At 68.9% G+C, this 17,542-nt stretch carries 18 protein-coding genes and 2 tRNA genes; 15 read left to right on the forward strand and 5 right to left on the reverse strand.

Annotated elements, in window-relative coordinates:
• Positions 1-33 precede the first annotated feature (33 nt).
• Positions 34-654: a TetR family transcriptional regulator gene (locus NB3_RS14830; RefSeq protein WP_228827304.1), complete on the forward strand. Its 621-nt coding sequence runs from the start codon at positions 34-36 to the stop codon at positions 652-654.
• A gap of 1 nt (position 655) precedes the next feature.
• Here NB3_RS14830 and NB3_RS14835 read toward each other — a convergent pair whose 3' ends face one another.
• Positions 656-2,020, reverse strand: a complete 1,365-nt coding sequence (locus tag NB3_RS14835) for an MFS transporter (protein WP_067802824.1) — start codon at positions 2,018-2,020, stop codon at positions 656-658.
• A gap of 109 nt (positions 2,021-2,129) precedes the next feature.
• Here NB3_RS14835 and NB3_RS14840 point away from each other — a divergent pair, with 109 nt between their 5' ends.
• The 4 genes from NB3_RS14840 to lysA all read left to right on the forward strand — a co-directional run bounded on the left by NB3_RS14840 (position 2,130) and on the right by lysA (position 7,131).
• Entirely contained in the window at positions 2,130-2,708 is a 579-nt protein-coding gene (locus NB3_RS14840) for a PadR family transcriptional regulator (protein ID WP_067802650.1), read from the forward strand.
• Complete coding sequence (locus NB3_RS14845) at positions 2,705-4,735, forward strand: NADPH-dependent 2,4-dienoyl-CoA reductase (RefSeq protein ID WP_067802654.1); 2,031 nt, start codon at positions 2,705-2,707, stop codon at positions 4,733-4,735. Before NB3_RS14840 ends, NB3_RS14845 begins: the two co-directional genes overlap by 4 nt.
• 106 nt (positions 4,736-4,841) lie before the next feature.
• Positions 4,842-5,645, forward strand: a complete 804-nt coding sequence (cmrA, locus tag NB3_RS14850) for a mycolate reductase (RefSeq protein WP_067802657.1) — start codon at positions 4,842-4,844, stop codon at positions 5,643-5,645.
• Positions 5,646-5,787: 142 nt separating this feature from the next.
• Entirely contained in the window at positions 5,788-7,131 is a 1,344-nt protein-coding gene (gene lysA / locus NB3_RS14855; RefSeq protein WP_067802827.1) for a diaminopimelate decarboxylase, read from the forward strand.
• 13 nt (positions 7,132-7,144) lie between these two features.
• Here lysA and NB3_RS14860 read toward each other — a convergent pair whose 3' ends face one another.
• Positions 7,145-8,827 (reverse strand): helicase HerA-like domain-containing protein, encoded by a 1,683-nt coding sequence (locus tag NB3_RS14860; RefSeq protein ID WP_157111802.1) that lies wholly within the window; start codon positions 8,825-8,827, stop codon positions 7,145-7,147.
• 200 nt (positions 8,828-9,027) lie between these two features.
• Between NB3_RS14860 and orn the strand changes: the two genes are divergently transcribed.
• The 3 genes from orn (at position 9,028) to NB3_RS14875 (ending at position 10,506) form a co-directional block, all read left to right on the forward strand.
• Entirely contained in the window at positions 9,028-9,666 is a 639-nt protein-coding gene (gene orn / locus NB3_RS14865; RefSeq protein ID WP_371855905.1) for an oligoribonuclease, read from the forward strand.
• Between the two features lie 55 nt (positions 9,667-9,721).
• A tRNA-His gene (locus NB3_RS14870) sits at positions 9,722-9,797 on the forward strand.
• Between the two features lie 457 nt (positions 9,798-10,254).
• Positions 10,255-10,506 (forward strand): hypothetical protein, encoded by a 252-nt coding sequence (locus tag NB3_RS14875; RefSeq protein ID WP_067802667.1) that lies wholly within the window; start codon positions 10,255-10,257, stop codon positions 10,504-10,506.
• Between the two features lie 66 nt (positions 10,507-10,572).
• Here the strand turns inward: NB3_RS14875 and NB3_RS14880 are convergent, their stop codons facing one another.
• Entirely contained in the window at positions 10,573-11,811 is a 1,239-nt protein-coding gene (locus tag NB3_RS14880) for a L,D-transpeptidase (RefSeq protein ID WP_067802670.1), read from the reverse strand.
• 306 nt (positions 11,812-12,117) lie between these two features.
• Between NB3_RS14880 and NB3_RS14885 the strand changes: the two genes are divergently transcribed.
• From NB3_RS14885 to NB3_RS14900, 4 genes are all read left to right on the forward strand, one after another.
• Positions 12,118-12,190, forward strand: a tRNA-Lys gene (locus tag NB3_RS14885).
• Positions 12,191-12,903: 713 nt separating this feature from the next.
• Complete coding sequence (locus NB3_RS14890) at positions 12,904-13,542, forward strand: transglycosylase SLT domain-containing protein (protein WP_067802672.1); 639 nt, start codon at positions 12,904-12,906, stop codon at positions 13,540-13,542.
• 172 nt (positions 13,543-13,714) lie between these two features.
• Positions 13,715-14,029 (forward strand): hypothetical protein, encoded by a 315-nt coding sequence (locus tag NB3_RS14895; RefSeq protein WP_067802674.1) that lies wholly within the window; start codon positions 13,715-13,717, stop codon positions 14,027-14,029.
• A 93-nt stretch (positions 14,030-14,122) separates the two neighbouring features.
• Positions 14,123-14,650, forward strand: a complete 528-nt coding sequence (locus NB3_RS14900; protein WP_067802677.1) for a DnaJ family domain-containing protein — start codon at positions 14,123-14,125, stop codon at positions 14,648-14,650.
• Between the two features lie 20 nt (positions 14,651-14,670).
• Here NB3_RS14900 and NB3_RS14905 read toward each other — a convergent pair whose 3' ends face one another.
• Complete coding sequence (locus NB3_RS14905; RefSeq protein WP_307694598.1) at positions 14,671-15,123, reverse strand: MarR family winged helix-turn-helix transcriptional regulator; 453 nt, start codon at positions 15,121-15,123, stop codon at positions 14,671-14,673.
• A gap of 70 nt (positions 15,124-15,193) precedes the next feature.
• On the opposite strand from NB3_RS14905, the gene NB3_RS14910 reads away from it, so the two are divergent.
• Entirely contained in the window at positions 15,194-16,171 is a 978-nt protein-coding gene (locus NB3_RS14910) for a pirin family protein (RefSeq protein WP_067802684.1), read from the forward strand.
• A 135-nt stretch (positions 16,172-16,306) separates the two neighbouring features.
• On the forward strand, positions 16,307-16,603 hold the full coding sequence (locus NB3_RS14915; RefSeq protein WP_067802687.1) for an excalibur calcium-binding domain-containing protein: 297 nt from the start codon (positions 16,307-16,309) through the stop codon (positions 16,601-16,603).
• 61 nt (positions 16,604-16,664) lie between these two features.
• Here the strand turns inward: NB3_RS14915 and NB3_RS14920 are convergent, their stop codons facing one another.
• The gene (locus NB3_RS14920; protein WP_067802691.1) at positions 16,665-16,886 is read right to left on the reverse strand and encodes a DUF3618 domain-containing protein; all 222 of its coding nucleotides are present in this window, start codon (positions 16,884-16,886) and stop codon (positions 16,665-16,667) included.
• 165 nt (positions 16,887-17,051) lie between these two features.
• Between NB3_RS14920 and bcp the strand changes: the two genes are divergently transcribed.
• A complete protein-coding gene (bcp, locus tag NB3_RS14925) occupies positions 17,052-17,525 on the forward strand; it encodes a thioredoxin-dependent thiol peroxidase (RefSeq protein WP_067802831.1) in 474 nt (157 codons plus the stop codon).
• Positions 17,526-17,542: the final 17 nt, after the last annotated feature.

Raw genomic sequence — 17,542 nt, forward strand, 5'->3', positions numbered from 1 at the left:
GGTCGAATGGTGAACGGATGTATGCTCACCGGGATGAGTGAGCAGGCAGCGACCCGAGGCGAACGCAAGGAGCGGACCAGGCAGGCCCTCCTGGACGGCACCCTCGCGCTGGCCGCCGAGCGCGGATTCGCCGCGCTCAGCCTGCGGGAGATCGCCCGCTCGGCGGGCATCGTGCCCACGGCCTTCTACCGGCACTTCGCGTCGCTGGAGGACCTGGGCGCCACCCTGGTCGACGACGGCGTCACGGCGCTGCGGCTGGCGCTGCGGGAAGTCCGCCGCAATGCCGACGCGGGCCTGTCGGACACGGTGCGCTTCGTGTTCACGCAAGTCGGCCCCAAACGGGAACTGTTCGGCTTCCTCACCAGGGAGCGCCACGGCGGGTCCGCCGCGCTGCGCACGGCCATCGCCAGGGAGATCCAGCTGATCGTGCGCGAACTGGTCGCCGATCTGTCCCGGATCCGGGTTTTGGACTCCTGGACGCCGCGAGACCTGGAGATCGCCGCCGACCTGATGGTCACCACGGTGACCGACGGAATCGCTGCCTACGTGTCGGCCGCACCGCGCGACGAGCAAGCGATCATCGATCGCACCGTCCAGCAGATGCGGTTGATCGCGCTCGGCATGGGCGGCTGGCGGCCACCGAAGCGGCGCTAGCTCACTCGACGGGCCGCGCCTGCTCGACGTCGTCGCGCGCCGCGGCGACCGGATCCGGCGACCGCACCGGCAGCAGCACCGCGAGCCCGGCCGCGAGCACCACCAGCAGGCCGACGATGCCCGCCCGGTCCGTGCCGAACAGCCAGACGAACAGGCCGAACAGACTCGGCGCGAGGAACGACACCGCCCGCCCTGTGGTCGTGTACAAGCCGAAGAGCTGCCCCTCGCGGCCCGGCGGCGCGAGGCGGGTCAGGAACGAGCGCGCCGCCGCCTGCGCCGGACCGACGAAGACGGTGAGCAGCAACCCGAAGATCCAGAACATCAGCGGTCCGGACACCACGAGCAGCGCCAGCCCGCACACCAGCATGGCGGCCAGGGACACCACGATGACGACCTTCGGCCCGGCCCGGTCGTCGAAGCGCCCCGCGACGATCGCGCCCAGCGCCGCAACGACATTGGCGGCGATGCCGAACAGCAACACATCCGAGTCGGCGATCCCGTACACCCGCACCGCCAGGACCGCGCCGAAAGTGAACACCCCGGCGAGGCCGTCCCGGAAAACGGCGCTGGCCACCAGGAAGCCGACCGTGCGCCGGTCGACGCGCCACAGTTCGCGCAGATCGCGCCACAGCACCCGGTACGAGCCGAGGAAGCCCGCACTCGCCGCGCCGGGATCGGCGTCGGTGCGCGGCAGCTCGGGCACCGCGAACAGCACCGGAAGCGCGAAGGCGGCGAACCAGACGGCGGCCAGCACCGCGACCAGGCGGATGTTGAGCCCCTCGTCGGTGGGCACGCCGAGCAGCCCGCGGTTGTCGCCCTCGCCGGCGATGAAGCCGAAGTAGCAGATCAGCAGCAGGAAGATGCCGCCGAAATAGCCCATCGCCCAGCCGAATCCGGAGACCCGGCCGACGGTCAGCGGCGTGGACACCTGCCGCAGCATCGCGTTGTACGGCACGTTCGCCAGTTCGAAGCAGGCCGACGCGAACGCCAGCAGCACCAGGCCGAACCACAGGTCGTGGTAGTCGTCGTGCACGAAGAACATCAGCGTCATCGCCGCGATGGTCAGCGCGGTCAGCGCACCGAGCGAGCCCTTGCGTTTGGCCGAGGCGTCGAAGCGCTGTCCGCTGACCGGCGCGGTCAACGCCACGATCAGGCCCGCGATGCCGAGCGCCCACCCCAGCCACGCGCTGGCGGAGACACCGCCGGGCAGATCGTCACCGACCTTGTCGGTGAGATACACCGAGAAGACGAAAGTCAGGATCACGGCGTTGAATGCCGAAGACCCCCAATCCCACAGCCCCCACGCCACCACCTGCCCGCGCCCGGCGGCCTGCCCGACGGTCGCCCTGGCGTTCACCTCGGTCATGCCGCGCAGCTTAATGCGCGGGCCGCCGCGAGTCCGGCCGAAATCGGGACCGATCACATCCTTATGCACCCAGTTGCATAGTACCGAGTGTCACGGCTATCCTCACCGCATGGCACTCGAGCACGCGTTGCTGGTATCGCTGACCGAGCGCGCCGGCTCGGGTTATGAGCTGGCGCGCCGCTTCGACAAATCCATCGGTTACTTCTGGAACGCCACCCACCAGCAGATCTATCGCGTCCTCAAGCGCATGGAAGAGTCCGGCTGGGTCGACGGCGAAACCGTGGTCCAGGAGGGCAGGCCGGACAAGAAGGTCTACTCGGTGAGCGAGACCGGACGCGCCGAACTCGCGCGCTGGATCGCCGCGCCGAGCGATACCGCCACTCCGCGCAACGAACTCGCCGTGAAGATCCGCGCCGCGGCCTACGGCGACGTCACCGCGTTGCGCGCCGAGGTGGCCCGCCACCGCGACCAGCACGCCCAGCGGCTCGAGCTGTACCGGCGCATCGAGAAGCGCGACTTCCCCGACCCCGGCCGGCTCGCCGGGACGGCCCTGCACCAGTACCTCGTCCTGCGCGCGGGCGTCCGCGTCGAGGCGGGATTCGTCGAATGGTGCGACGAAGTTCTGCAAGCACTGCACCCGCGCGCGACAGCCCCGCACGCGGACGGAGAAAGGCGACCACACCCATGAGTTCCTTCCCCCATTTGCTCGAGCCGCTGGATCTCGGCTTCACCACCCTGCGCAATCGCGTGGTGATGGGGTCGATGCACACCGGGCTGGAGGACCGCGCCTGGGACACCAACAAGCTGGCCGCCTACTTCGCCGAACGCGCCCGCGGCGGCGCGGGCCTGATCATCACCGGCGGCTACGCGCCGAATCGCGCGGGCTGGCTGTTGCCGTTCGGCGCGAAGCTGACCAACAAGACCGAGGCGTACCGGCACCGGACGATCACCAGGGCGGTGCACGAGCACGGCGGCAAGATCGCCATCCAGATCCTGCACGCCGGTCGCTACTCGTACATGCCCGGCAGCGTGTCGGCGTCATCGATCAAGGCCCCGATCAACCCGTTCCGGCCGCGCGCGCTGTCGGCGAAAGGCATCGAGCGCACCATCGACGACTACGCCCGCTGCGCGAAACTCGCCCAGTTCGCCGGGTACGACGGCTGCGAGATCATGGGCGGTGAAGGTTATTTCATCAACCAGTTCCTCGCGCCGCGCACCAACAAGCGCACCGACGCGTGGGGCGGCTCCCCGGAGAACCGGCGCCGGATCGCGGTGGAGATCGTGCGCCGCACCCGCGCCGCGGTCGGCCCGGACTTCATCATCGTCTTCCGGTTGTCGATGGCCGAACTGGTGGAGAAGGGACAGACCTTCGACGAGATCGTCGCCTTGGCCACCGAACTGGAAGCCGCCGGGGCGAACATCCTGAACACCGACATCGGCTGGCACGAGGCTCGGGTGCCGACCATCGTCACCTCGGTGCCCCGCGCCGCCTTCGTCGAATTCACCGCCAAGATCTCCGCGCGGGTGACCATCCCGGTGTGCGCGTCCAATCGGATCAACATGCCCGAGGTCGCCGAGGAGATCCTCACCCGCGGTGACGCGCAGTTGGTCTCGCTGGCCCGTCCCTTCCTCACCGACCCGGAATGGGTGAACAAGGCCGCGCAGGATCGCGTCGACGAGATCAACACCTGCATCGCGTGCAACCAGGCCTGCCTCGACCACGCCTTCCAGCACAAGACCGTGTCGTGCCTGCTCAATCCGCGCGCCGGGCACGAGACCGAGCTGAAGCTGCTGCCGACCCGCCGCAGCAAGCGCGTCGCCGTGGTCGGCGCGGGTCCGGCCGGGCTTTCCGCGGCGGTGAACCTCGCCGAACGCGGCCACCGCGTCGAGTTGTTCGAGGCCGACGACAAGATCGGCGGCCAGTTCGACATCGCCCGCCGCATCCCCGGCAAAGAGGAGTTCAGCGAGTCGATCCGGTACTACACCCGGATGCTCGAGCTCACCGGCGTCACGGTGCATCTGAACAAGCGCGTCGGCGCGGACGAGCTCATCGCGGGCGGCTACGACGAGATCGTGCTCGCCACCGGCGTGCGACCGCGGATCCCCGACATCCCCGGCATCGACCACCCCATGGTGTTGTCGTACGCCGAGCTGGTGCGGGAGGAGAAGCCGGTCGGCAAGCGCGTCGCCGTGATCGGCGCGGGCGGCATCGGCTACGACGTGAGCGAATTCCTCACCGTGGAAGGCCATCCCACGCTCAAACTGGACGAGTGGAAGGAGGAGTGGGGCGTCACCTCCGACGACGAGCAGGTCCCCGGACAGCTCACCACGCCCCGGCCCGCGCCGGCGGCGCGCGAAGTCGTTCTGCTGCAACGCAAGTCGACGCCGTTCGGCAAGGACCTGGGCAAGACCTCCGGATGGGTGCACCGCGCCGCGCTGAAGGCCAAGGGCGTCGAGCAGATCGGCGGCGTCAACTACGAACGCATCGACGACAGTGGTTTGCACATCAGCTTCGGCGAGAAACGGCAACGGCCCCAGCTGATCCCGGTCGACAACGTCGTCGTCTGCGCGGGCCAGGAATCCGTGCGCGACCTGGAGGCCCCGCTGCGCGCCGCCGGGATGAGCCCGCACCTCATCGGCGGCGCCGAACTGGCCGCCGAACTGGACGCCAAACGAGCCATCGACCAGGGCACCCGCTTGGCCGCGCGGCTGTGAGCGGGCGGCGGCCGGGCCATCCGCCCGGCCGCCTCGGCCACGGCACGGATGCCGAGCCGGGGATCGTGCGGCGGACCACCGCGCCACGTCGCCTAGGCTGCATCGAGTGAGCCTGCCCTCCCCCACCTCCGAGAACCGCGCGGTCGTCACCGGCGCCTCCTCCGGCATCGGCACCGCGCTCGCCGCCGAACTCGCCGCCCGCGGCTACTCGCTGATCCTCGTCGCCCGCCGCGAGGAGTTGCTCACCGAGCTCGCGCAGCGGCTGACCCTGGCCCACGGCATCACCGCCGAGGTGCGCGCGGTCGATCTGGCCGACCGCGACCAGCGCGGTGAGCTGGTGAAAGAACTGGCGACCCGCGAGATCGCCGTTCTGTGCAACAACGCGGGTATCGCGACCTTCGGCGCGATCGCCGAACTCGACCCGGCCTACGAGCGCGCGCAGATGGAACTCAACGCCGTCGCCGTGCACGACCTGACGCTGGCGGTGCTGCCCGGCATGCTCGCCCGCGGCAGCGGCGGCATCCTGATCAGCGGCTCGGCCGCGGGCAACATGCCGATCCCCAACAACGCCACCTACGCGGCGAGCAAGGCGTTCGCCAACACCTTCTCCGAATCGCTGCGCGGTGAGCTGAAAGGTTCCGGGGTGCACGTCACCTTGCTGGCGCCCGGTCCGGTCCGCACCGAGATCCCGGACCCCGCCGAGGCCTCCATCGTCGACCGGATGGTGCCCGACTTCATGTGGGTGTCCTCGGAGTACACCGCCAAGGTGTCCATCGACGCGCTCGCCCGCAACAAGATGCGTGTGGTCCCCGGCCTGATCAGCAAGGGAATGAGCGTGGCAGGCCAGTACGCTCCGCGCGCGGTCACCGCTCCCATCGCGGGCGCGTTCTACCGGAAACTCGGCAGCTGAGCCCACCGCGTCAGCGAGCTGTCAAGAAGCGGCGCCCGGTGGTCAAGGATCCGCAAACGGCGTGCCCACCGGCCCGGTATCCGGCGTAGTCCTGGCATCGGCCCCGCAATTCGAGAAAGCGGGGGCGACCCAGGAGAACATCGTGACGCTGCTCGACATCATCCCGTCCCTGCGTTCGGGAGCACCCGCACGCCTGGATGCCGCGGTCTGGCCGCGGGAGACGCATTACGACGCCGACGGCGGGATCACCCTCGGCGGCGTCGCCCTCGCCGATATCGCCGACCAGTACGGGACGCCCACCTATGTCCTGGACGAGCAGGAGGTGCGGTCGCGCTGCCGGGCCTATCGCAAGGCCTTCCCGGAGGCCGAGATCATCTACGCGGGCAAGGCCCTGATGATCCGGGCGGTGCTGGATTGGGTTACCCACGAGGGTCTTTCGGTGGACGTGTGCTCGGCGGGCGAACTGGCCGTCGCGCTGGCGGCCGGTGTGGACCCGGCGCGCATCGTCCTGCACGGTAACGGGAAGTCGTTCGACGAACTGGCCGCCGCCGTGCGCGGCGGGGTCGGCCGCATCGTGATCGACTCGCACACCGAGATCACGCTGCTGTCCGCCCTGGCCACGACGCCGCAGCAGGTGCTGCTGCGACTCTCGCCCGGCATCGATGTCCACGGTCATCCGGCGGTGCGCACCGGCGTGCGCGACCAGAAGTTCGGCTTTCCGCTCGGCAGCGATTCGGCCGCGGAGGCGATCGACCGGGTGCTGCGCAGGCCGAACCTCGCCCTGGCCGGCTTCCACTGCCATCTGGGCTCGCAGATCCACCACCCCGACCACTACGGCGAGGCGGTGCGGCGCATGGTCGCCGCGATGGCGCAGGTGCGGCAGGACCACGGCGTCGTCTTGACCCAGCTGGATCTGGGCGGCGGCCACGCGGTGGCCTATCGCGGTGGTGACGCCGAAATGAACCTCGCCGAACTCGCCGACATCCTGGAGGACGCCCTCGACGCCGGCTGCGCCCGCCATCACTTCCCGCGCCCGGTGCTCGCGTTGGAGCCGGGCCGCGCGATCGTCGCCCGAGCCGGGGTGACGCTGTACCGGGTGCTGTCGGTCAAACACGTCGAAGGCGGCCACACCTACGTCACCGTGGACGGCGGGATGAGCGACAACCCGCGCGTAGCGCTGTACGGCGCGCGCTACGACGTCGTTGTCGCCAACCGTCACCCGTGCGGTCCGCAGATGACCGCGACCGTCGCCGGTCGCTTCTGCGAGGCGGGCGACATCCTCGCCGCCGACGTACGACTACCCGCCGACCTGCGTCCCGGCGAACTGCTGGCGGTGCCGTGCACCGGCGCCTATCACCACAGCCTGGCCTCGACCTACAACAGCGTCGGGCGTCCGCCGATCGTCGCCGTTCGCCACGGCCGAGCCCGCGAACTGCTGCGCAGGGAGACGACGGCCGACCTGCTCGCCCGCGAGGTCGGGCGCTGATCCGGCCGGCCGCTCAGCGGCGCCTGGTGCCGAACAGACTGCGCGTGATCTCACGTCCCGCCGCGGTGGCTGCCGAGCGAAGGAAGCCGCGCACCGCGGGATTCCGCATGATCCGCTCGGCGGCGGACTCCTCCTCCGAGCGGGTCGCGCTACGGCCGGGGACGGGCGCCGGTTCCGGCTCCCGCGCTGCCCCGGCCACCTTCGCGGCCAGCAGCTCGTAGGCCGACTCGCGGTCGATGGTCTGGGCGTACTTCGAAGCCAGCGGGCTGGACAGCGCCCGCGACCGGATCGCGTCCGCGCCGATGGTGTCCATCAGCGACCGGGGCGGCCGCATCCTGGTCCACGCCACCGGCGTCGGCGCGCCCTGCTCGGAGAGCACCGTCACGATCGCCTCACCGGTGCCGAGCGAGGTCAGTGCCTGTTCCAGGTCGTAGACATCGGTCGTCGGGTAGGTGCGGACGGTCTTGGCCAGCGCCTTCTGATCGTCCGGAGTGAACGCGCGCAGCGCGTGCTGGATGCGTGCGCCGAGCTGGGACAGCACCGGATTCGGGATGTCGGTGGGCAACTGGGTGCAGAAGAACACGCCGACCCCCTTGGACCGGATCAGTTTGACGGTCTGTTCCACCTGATCCAGGAACGCCTTGGACGCGTCGGAGAACAACAGGTGCGCCTCGTCGAAGAGGAAGACCAGCACGGGCCGGTCCACGTCGCCGACCTCCGGCAGGGTCTGGAACAGGTCGGCCAGCACCCACATCAGGAAGGTGGAGAACATCACCGGCCGCGCCGCCTCCGCGCCCAGCTCGAAGAGCGTGATCACCCCTTTCCCGTCCACCATCCGCACCAGGTCGGCCGGGTCGAGCTCGGGCTCGCCGAAGAACGTGTCGCCGCCGTCGGCCTCCAGGTTCGCCAGTGCGCGCAGGATCACGCTCGCCGTAGCCACGGAGACACCGCCGATGCCCTTCAGGTCCTCCTTGCCCTCCGGGCTGGTCAGATGGGTGATCACGGCGCGCAGATCCTTCAGATCCAGCAGCGCCAAGCCGTTGTGGTCCGCCCAGTGGAAGATCAGGCCCAGGGTGGATTCCTGCGTCTCGTTCAGCCCGAGCACCTTGCTCAGCAGCACCGGACCGAACGAACTGATCGTCGCGCGGATCGGAAGCGCGGCCCCGGTCGTGCCCAGCGAGACGAACTCGGTGGGGAAGCCGGCCGGCTCCCAGTCCCCGCCGGTCTCGGCGATGCGCGTAGTTAGTCGTTCGCTCGTCCGGCCGGGCTCGGCCAAACCCGACAGGTCGCCTTTGACATCGGCCAGCACCACCGGAACTCCGGCGCTCGACAGTTGCTCCGCGATGCTTTGAAGGGTTTTCGTCTTCCCCGTGCCCGTGGCCCCCGCGACCAGACCGTGCCGGTTCATCATCCGCATCGGGATACGGATGCGCGCGCCGGGATCCACCGTCCCGTCGACCACGACGGTGCCCAAGTCCAGTGCAGCGCCCTCGAACGCGTAGCCCGCGGCGATCTGCCGGGCGGCGGCCTGGCCTCCGGACGGTTCGTCTCGCCCCGCCGCACCGGCTCCGCCCGCCGTCTGCTCGGCCAGTTCGCGTTCCGCGGCCTCCGCCGCGGCTGCCGCCTCCGCCGCGATCCGCGCCGCCTCGTCCGCCGCTTTGCGCGCCGCGGCCGCCTTCTCCTGCGGAGTGGTCATCGCACGTCTCCGTCCTGGCTCGACCGGAATGCTTCACTCGCTGTTTGCTGTGGCACCGAAAACGCCGGGTTCAGACCTGGAGGAAACTGTATCCCCACCGGTCGGGTTCCTGGACACCTCGGCGGCTTCAGGGTTGCCGTGCCGTACCGCGGGCATCGGCCCTTCGCCCGGCTAATGTTGCACGGGTGTCCGACAAATACATGGTGTGGATGGATTGCGAGATGACCGGCTTGCGCTTGGACAGCGACAAGCTGATCGAAGTGGCCGCCCTCGTGACCGACAGCGATCTCAACATCCTCGGTGAGGGCGTGGACATCGTCATCCACGCCGACGACGACGCGCTGGCCGCGATGCCCGCCGTGGTCGCCGAGATGCACGCGCGGTCCGGGCTGACCGATGAGGTCCGCCGCTCCACCGTCACCCTCGAAGAGGCCGAGCAGCGCGTGCTCGACTACATCCGCCAGTACATCCCCACCCCGCGCACCGTGCCCTTGGCCGGCAACTCGATCGCCACCGACCGCGGTTTCATCGCCAGGGACATGCCGCTGCTGGACGCCCACCTGCACTACCGGATGGTCGACGTGAGCTCGATCAAGGAGTTGTGCCGCCGCTGGTACCCGCGCATCTACTTCGGTCAGCCGGAGAAGGGGCTGAGCCATCGCGCCCTGGCCGACATCCAGGAGTCCATCCGGGAACTGCAGTACTACCGGCGCACCGCGTTCGTCGCGCCGCCCGGCCCTTCTACCACCGAAATCGCCGCCATCGCCGCGGAGGTGTCCGAGAGCGCCGCGCAGCGCTCCGAATCGGCGCAGGTCAACAGCTCGCCGGACGCCGATTAGGGAGAGGGCGGGTCGACACGCTAATATCTAGCCCGCCGGTTCTTCACCGGCGATGGTGAGCGTAGTTCAGTTGGTAGAGCACCAGGTTGTGATCCTGGCTGTCGCGGGTTCGAGTCCCGTCGCTCACCCCAGGTGTCGCGGTGTGCGAACCGTCCTCCAGGGCGGTTCGCACACCGGACCAGCCTCTTCTTCCTAAATCTGTTCATCCGCCACAGCGGAAGCTTCGCGGAATCCTCCCAGCGTCGGCGACGGCGCGAAATGGTCGTCGGCACAGGACGACTGATCGACGCCATGCGTATGATCGCAGCGCCGAGCGGCTTTCCGAGGGTATGTCCCAGGCCACCCGCAACGCCCGCCAGCAGGCCGATCGCAGCCGTATGCGCAGGCGGCGCTCGCCGGGCAACCACCAATGCTGCCGCGGCACCGAGCCACGATGACTTTCGCACCGCCCCAACCCATTCCACCGCGCCCCACCGCAATGTGAAACAAATCCGATCCAGAATCCGCCGCTCATCCGTAGACTGCGGCGCACGTGGGACGGTGTCGCTGGGGCGCCTTCCCGGTTCGACCAGAAAGACACACCTCGTGATGCGTTCCGCGGTAATCGCAGCCTTCGTCGGCGCCACCCTCGTCACCGGATCCAGCGGGACCGCGGTCGCGGGCATCGGACTGCCCCCGCTGCCCGACTCCGGTTCGGCGTCCAGCGGATCGGCGGGCGGCCTGGCCACCACCGGCTCCTCCGGCACCGGTTCGGCGGGCGGCAAGCTGCTGTGCGCCGCCACCGGCAGCGCTATCGCGATCCTGGGCGACGCCCACCTGGGTTGCAACATGCTGCCGTGACCGCACCATGAACGCCGAACGGGCCGCCGGATTCGCTCCGGCGGCCCGTTCGGCGTTCGCTTCGGCTCAGCGGTTGTCCTCGGCGTTACCCGCCTTCCAGACCGGCCACGGGATGTTCCAGTCACCCAAGCCGTCCACACCGGACAGGGTGCCGCCCACGGTGTTCTTCACGATCGTGATGTCACCGCGCTTGGCGTTCTGGAAGACCCACTGCGCGTTCGCCGGGCTGAGGTTCAGGCAGCCGTGACTGGTGTTGCTGTACCCCTGGGCTCCCACCGACCACGGCGCGGAGTGGAAGAAGATGCCGCTGTAGGACAGGCGCGTCGCGAAGTCCACCGGCGTCTTGTACCCGTCGGGCGAGTTGACCGCGACGCCGTAGGTGGAGGAGTCCATGATGATCTTCTCGTGCCGGTCGGCCACGATGTAGACGCCGTTGTCGGTGGGCGTGCTGTCCTTGCCCATCGAGGTCGGCATGGTGCGGATCACCTGACCGTTCAGCTCAACGGTCACCTGCTTGGTGTCGTCGTCGGCGGTGAAGACCATCGCGTCGCCGATGGTGAAGAACGAGTGGATGTTGTCCTGCCCGTACAGACCGTTGCCGAGATTGCGCCCGTAGACGTTCACATCGACGGTGACCTTCGTCCCCGGCGCCCAGAAATGCTCCGGCCGCCAGCGCACCTCACGATTGTTCACCCAGTAGAACGCGCCCTCCACCGGCGGCTCGGTGGTGATCTTGATCGCGTCCTGCGCGGCCTTCCGGTCCGGGATGTTCTCGTCGAACTGGACGGCCACCGGCTGGCCGATGCCGACGATCTCCGCCTCACCGGGGACCAGGTACGGCTTGGTCTGGTTACCGGGGGAGCTCGTGGTGAAACTCAGCGTCGCGGAGTTCGCGCCGCCGAGCCCGATCGCGTCCGCCTTCAACCGGTAGGTCTTGCCGTAGCCGAGCACCTCGGTGGTCTCCCACGACCGGCCGTCGGCGGCGAGCTTGCCCTCCACCGCCTTGCCCTGCGGGCTGACCAGGCTCACGTTGGTGAACTTGCCGTCCTCCACCTTGAACGCCAGCGGCACGCCGGGCGACACGCCGACTTCACCGTCCTTCACCGGCGACATCAGCTTGGGTTTGATCAATTCCGTGATGGGGTTGCGGTCGATGGCCACCTGGGCCGCATCGGCGGCGTCGGATGCCGAACATCCCGTCGATGCCAGCGCGGCGACCGCGACGACGATCACCGGTCCCGCGAACGTGCGTAGCGACCACCGTTTGGCCGGCTTACGCTCGCGCCGACCCAGACCAACACTCATTTCAACCCCGTTTCAAAGTCTCGGTGCTCCAGGACACACCGATGGCTTCGGATGCCGACCACCACGCCGCTCACCCCGCCGTGTACGCGGGCGGTCGAAACCACAATCGGACATTCTGCCAGTGCGTCACGTCCAGGCCAATGTGAACACCTTGTCCGTCACTGCAGCGTTACCACCTCTAGATCACCGGGCCACACCCCCGCGTTACCGGGGTGGGAGCGCGTCACATCCGCGCCGGTCAGGACACGATTTCACTTCTGCGGCCCCGGCCTGTTAAGGTTTGTCCCGCACCGGAACACGGAGCACGCGCCATTAGCTCAATTGGCAGAGCAGCTGACTCTTAATCAGCGGGTTCGGGGTTCGAGTCCCTGATGGCGCACAACACGAGAACCGTGCCCTTGCCAGTCACCGGCTGGCAAGGGCACGGTTCTTTCGTCTCCACGGGGGTCCCAATTCCCGTGACATCACCGTGACCTGGACGTTTTCCCAGATGCACCAGCAGTCTCAATTCGGACAGCGATACGCCCGCCACGGCTCCGAAATCCACTGAAACGACCGAAAATTTCTGTGACGTACAGCACAAGAGGTTTAACGGCAAACTCCCAGCTTGGATAACGATTCGGCAACCGCGCCCTGGGCTTTCCAAGATCGGCAGCACCTGTCATTCACGATCAGTTCACCCTCCGTTAACCATGCGTGACCATTCTGCAATCAGGTCACAAAGCGACCTGAAGTTTGGTCAGCCCGAGGAGTTGTAGACACCGATTCGGTAACGATCACACGGCAGGCACTGCCCGTCACGTGATCGGCGGAGCGGAATCCGGCAACGGACCCGCAATCCCATACTTCCGCCCATCTCTTCGCATCGAGGATGCGAAGTCTTGCGCGACAAGCGGCCGAGCCCCACCGAGGGCGATCCGGTGCCGCACGCACGAAGCGTCGCGTTCCGGGGACATCAGCGTCCCCCACAACAAAACCACACAACAGCACATGGCCGTTTCGGCGAACGCATACGAGCGTACGCCGCAGGATCCGTGCTGCCCAACCGCGGCCGGATCGAGTAAGTCCCCGATCAAGGAACCGATTCGAACCATGCCTGACAGACGCCTTTCCGCCCTTCGTCGCCCCTCGCTCCGCGAAACCGTCACCGTCGGATTCGCCGCCGCCGGTGTCGTGGCCGTGGCCGCCTGCTCCGCGGCGTCCGTTGCCGACAACAGCGTCCCGTCTCGCATCGCCATGGTGGCCGAGCAGCAGCCGGAGGCCGTCGCCGCTCCGGTCGCCGCCGAGGTCGCCGCGCCGGCCGCCGAGGCGATCCCCGCACCGATGCCCGCGCCCGCGCCTGCGCCTGCGCCGGCCCCCGCTCCCGCTCCCGAGCCTGCCCCGATGCCCGCCCCGGCCCCGCCGGTCTACCCGGACAACCTGGACGGCTGGATCCGCCAGGCGCTGGACATCATGTCGGCGAACGGCATCCCCGGCACCTACAACGGCATCTACCGCAACATCATGCGTGAGTCGACCGGCAACCCCCAGGCCATCAACCTGTGGGACTCCAACGCGGCCATGGGCATCCCGTCCAAGGGCCTGCTCCAGGTGATCGACCCCACCTTCGCCGCCTACCACGTCGCCGGCACGCCCTTCGACATCTGGGATCCGGTCGCCAACATCGTCGCCGCCTGCAACTACGCGGCGCACCGCTACGGCTCGATGGACAACGTCAGCAGCGCGTACTGAGCCATCCCGCCACGCAGCCTCCCCATCCACCGATGGGGAGGCTGTGGCGCTTTCCGGCCGATCGGCGCCGTCGGCCCGGCGCGTCCGTCCGGCTCCGGGCCGTGCGCCGGGCGATCGACGGGCCGAGCTCCGGCCATAATGGTCGGCACACCTGCGACCACTGGACATTGCCGTGACCGACTACGCACACAGCGACGCGGCGGCCAAGAGCCGCGCCGAGAAGGCGCGCCGGCTGGCGACCTACCTCTGGCACCGAGGCATCACCGAATCCGAGGTGCTCGCGATGCCCGCGCCGGTTCGGCTCAAACTGGCCAGGGCCGCCGGGACGAATCCGCCGAGCACCGACGAGACCTGGACCGTGGCCGCGCGGCTGCTGACCGAGAAGGACGACTGGGCCGCCCGCCATCCGCGACATCCCGCGGCGCGGCGAGAGCACACCGACGAGAAACTGCTCTGGGTGAAGCCGCCGATCACGCCGTGGTCCTGAAGTTCAGCGTAAAACGCTGTGCTGCAAGGCTTTCCACGTCTACTACAGACTTCCGTAGAGTGGAGTCATGCACCAGCGGACCCAGCCGTCGCGATGACCGAGCGCAAGCCGCCGAAGCAGACCTTCGAATCGTGGGTCGACAAACAGATCCGCGAGGCGGCCGAGCGCGGCGAATTCGACAATCTGCCCGGCACCGGCAAGCCGATTCCCGGCGTCGGCGCCACTCCCGACGAGGACTGGTGGCTGCGCGCGTATCTGCGCCGCGAAGGAGTCAGCGGTGACGCGCTGCTTCCTCCGTCGCTGTTGCTGCGACGCGATATCGAGCACCTGCCCGAGACCGTGCGCGACGCGACCGGCGAACGGGAGGTGCGTGCCGCCGTGAGCGAACTCAACAAGCGCATCGTGGACTGGCTGCGGATGCCGCAAGGACCGTTCGTCCCGATCGCTCCGGTGAACGCGGACGAGATCGTCGAGCAATGGCGGCACGCGCGCGAAGCCGAGCGGCACCAGCGCGCGCGGCCCGGCAGTGCGGCCACCCGGACGCAGGACGACCGGACAGCGCCGCGCCCGCGCCGCCGGTGGTGGCATCGATGGCGGCGGCACGACGCCGAAGCCGGATAGCGGCGAGTGGCGTCCGGCGCTCAGGCGCCGAGTTCGGTGACCTGCTCCACCTCGGCGATCACCTTGTCCGCCAGCGCGCGCAGCGCCCGCGCCTCACCCGGCGTCATCAACTCGACGAAGACGCGACGGACCAGATCGACGTGATTGGGCGCGGCCCGCTCCAGCGCGACGCGCCCTTCCGGCGTGAGCTGCACGATGATGCCGCGGGCATCCTCTTCGGCGGGCCGCCGCTCGACCAGTCCGCGTGCGTCCATCCTGGCCAGATGCTTGGACAACCGGCTCTTCTCCCAGCACACCTCGGTGGCCAGCTCCTTGGCGCGCAGGCACCCGTTGGGGGCCGCCGACAACGCCACCATCAACTCGTAGTCCGCCAGGGACAGGCCGTCCTCGGCCAGTCCGGCGGAGATCGCCCCGTCCAAACGCTGGCGCAGCCGCACGTAGGCCTGCCACGTCGCCTGCTCGTCGTCACTCAACCACCGGACCATGGGAATGAAGTGTAGTCACGGTTGGTTGACATGGACACCAACTCCCGAGGAGGTCCCGATGCCCGCCGTCACCGTTCCCGACATCATGGTCCTGCCACGCCTCCCCCGCACCGACGCGACCCTGCGCGAACGGCCGGTCCGCAGCGTGGTCACCGCGCACCGACAGCGCGAAGGCGCCGGATTCGAGGTGCGCAGGCCGTTCCCCAGCATGGATCTGCGCACGGCCGATCCGTTCATCCTGCTCGATCAGATGGGCCCGGTCGCCTATGAACCGCACGAGGCCAAGGGCGCGCCGTGGCATCCGCACCGCGGCTTCGAGACGGTCACCTACATGCTCGACGGCACCATGGTGCACCACGACTCGCAGGGCGGCGGCGGCGTCATCGCCGAAGGCGACACCCAATGGATGACCGCGGGCTCCGGCATCCTGCACGACGAGGTCCCGCCGGAGGAGATGGTCGCCTCGGGCGGCTTGTTCCACGGCATCCAACTCTGGGTGAACCTGCCGCGCGCGCTCAAGTTCGCCACGCCGCGCTACCAGGATCTGCGCGCTCGTGAACTGACCCTGGTGAGTTCGCACGACGGCGGCGCGCTGGTCCGCCTCATCGCCGGTGAGGTCGGCGGATTCACCGGTCCCGGTTCGACATACACCCCGATCGCCTACGCCCACGCGTCGATCACATCCGGCGGAATCCTGGAAACGCCGTGGCCGCAAGATTTCACGGCGATGGCGTACGTGCTGTCGGGCAGCGGCGCGGTCGGCGCGGAGCGCAGGCCACTGGCCGAGGGGCAGCTCGCCGTCTTCGGTCCGGGAGACGCGATCAGCGTGACCGCCGATGCGCGCCAAGACAATCGGACCGGGGCGCTGGAAGTCCTGCTGCTCGGTGGACGCCCGATCCGGGAACCGGTGGTGCAGTACGGGCCGTTCGTGATGAACACGCGCGCGGAGATCATCGAAGCGATGGAGGACTACCAGGCCGGGCGCATGGGAAACATCCCCGCCGAACACATCCGCGGCGCCGGGACGACCGCCTGAGCGGCCGCACCGGGTGCGATCCCCTAATCCCCTAGTTCCGTCCCCCCGAGGTTGACAACGGAGCGGCCCGTCACAACAGTGGATGCGGCGTCCGGTCGGACGCCCATCCACCGCAGCAACCACACAGAGGAATACATGAACGTTCGCCGGCTCTCCGTCAGCGCGGCCGTCGCGGGATTGACCTTTCTCGCGGCTCCCGCCGCCCTAGCCGCCCCTCCGTCCGGATCCGCCGGAACCGGCTCCTCGGCCGTCGACACCGGCTCCGCCGCGACCGGCTCGGCCGGTCTGTCGCAGACCGGCTCGGCCGGTGGCGCCTACGCCAACTGCGACGACGCCCGCGCCGCCGGACACGCGCCGCTGTTCCGCGGTGAGCCGGGCTACGGCCCGCACCTGGATCCCGACGGCGACGGCTTCGCCTGCCCGACGGTCTGAACCGACCGCGAAACGACGACACCCGGTGGGCACAGCCACCGGGTGTCGTCGTTTCCGCAGCTCAGCGGAAGATCTTGAGCAGCACCAGCCCGACCACGACGGCGGCTGCGCCGATCAGGCTGTATTTCACCTTCGGCTCGTTCAGCTTCGAGACCACGATCTGCTTGGTGTCGTCCGCGATGCGATGCGGGTCCGCGCGTACCGCGAGTTCGTCGAGCGTGCTCGCCAGCCGAGTGCGGGCGGCCTCGATCTCCTGCTCGATCCGCTCGGTATCCCTTGCCACGTTCCACCCTCCTGTTGTCGATTGCCGCGCCCGGTGCGCGAATCACGCCGCACGCTCGGCCGTTCGCGCAGCACCCGGGCACGCGGACGAGTCTATCCGCCGCCACGCGGCGCGATCCGGCCGCGCGCTGATCTCCGGTCGGAACCTTCGGATACCGTGCTGGAGGTGACCACCAACCAACGACTCTCCCCGGGCGACACCGCCCCCGACTTCACCCTCCCCGACGCCGACGGCAAGAACGTCTCGCTGTCGGACTACCGCGGTCGCAAGGTGATCGTGTACTTCTACCCCGCCGCGAGCACGCCCGGCTGCACCAAGCAGGCCTGCGATTTCCGCGACAACCTGGCCGACCTGGACGGCGCAGGCATCGACGTGGTCGGCATCTCGCCGGACAAGCCCGCCAAGCTGGCCAAGTTCCGCGACACGGAGGGGCTGACCTTCCCGCTGCTGTCGGATCCCGATCGCGCCGTGCTGACCGCCTGGGGCGCGTACGGCGAGAAGACCATGTACGGCAAGACTGTCGTCGGCGTCATCCGCTCGACCTTCCTGGTGGACGAAGCGGGCAAGATCGCCCTCGCGCAGTACAACGTCCGCGCCACAGGTCACGTCGCCAAGCTGCGCCGCGACCTGTCGGTGTAGCTGCCTGGCAGCGAAAA

This window comes from Nocardia beijingensis NBRC 16342 (assembly GCF_001612785.1).
Taxonomy (GTDB): domain Bacteria; phylum Actinomycetota; class Actinomycetes; order Mycobacteriales; family Mycobacteriaceae; genus Nocardia; species Nocardia beijingensis.

Excerpts from the sequence above, each read along its gene's own strand:
- NB3_RS14830 (WP_228827304.1), top strand. The coding sequence starts at position 34 with ATGAGTGAGCAGGCAGCGACCCGAGGCGAACGCAAGGAGCGGACCAGG.
- NB3_RS14835 (WP_067802824.1), bottom strand. The coding sequence starts at position 2,020 with ATGACCGAGGTGAACGCCAGGGCGACCGTCGGGCAGGCCGCCGGGCGC.
- NB3_RS14840 (WP_067802650.1), top strand. The coding sequence starts at position 2,130 with ATGGCACTCGAGCACGCGTTGCTGGTATCGCTGACCGAGCGCGCCGGC.
- NB3_RS14845 (WP_067802654.1), top strand. The coding sequence starts at position 2,705 with ATGAGTTCCTTCCCCCATTTGCTCGAGCCGCTGGATCTCGGCTTCACC.
- NB3_RS14860 (WP_157111802.1), bottom strand. The coding sequence starts at position 8,827 with ATGACCACTCCGCAGGAGAAGGCGGCCGCGGCGCGCAAAGCGGCGGAC.
- orn (WP_371855905.1), top strand. The coding sequence starts at position 9,028 with ATGGTGTGGATGGATTGCGAGATGACCGGCTTGCGCTTGGACAGCGAC.
- NB3_RS14875 (WP_067802667.1), top strand. The coding sequence starts at position 10,255 with ATGCGTTCCGCGGTAATCGCAGCCTTCGTCGGCGCCACCCTCGTCACC.
- NB3_RS14880 (WP_067802670.1), bottom strand. The coding sequence starts at position 11,811 with ATGAGTGTTGGTCTGGGTCGGCGCGAGCGTAAGCCGGCCAAACGGTGG.
- NB3_RS14890 (WP_067802672.1), top strand. The coding sequence starts at position 12,904 with ATGCCTGACAGACGCCTTTCCGCCCTTCGTCGCCCCTCGCTCCGCGAA.
- NB3_RS14900 (WP_067802677.1), top strand. The coding sequence starts at position 14,123 with ATGACCGAGCGCAAGCCGCCGAAGCAGACCTTCGAATCGTGGGTCGAC.
- NB3_RS14910 (WP_067802684.1), top strand. The coding sequence starts at position 15,194 with ATGCCCGCCGTCACCGTTCCCGACATCATGGTCCTGCCACGCCTCCCC.
- NB3_RS14915 (WP_067802687.1), top strand. The coding sequence starts at position 16,307 with ATGAACGTTCGCCGGCTCTCCGTCAGCGCGGCCGTCGCGGGATTGACC.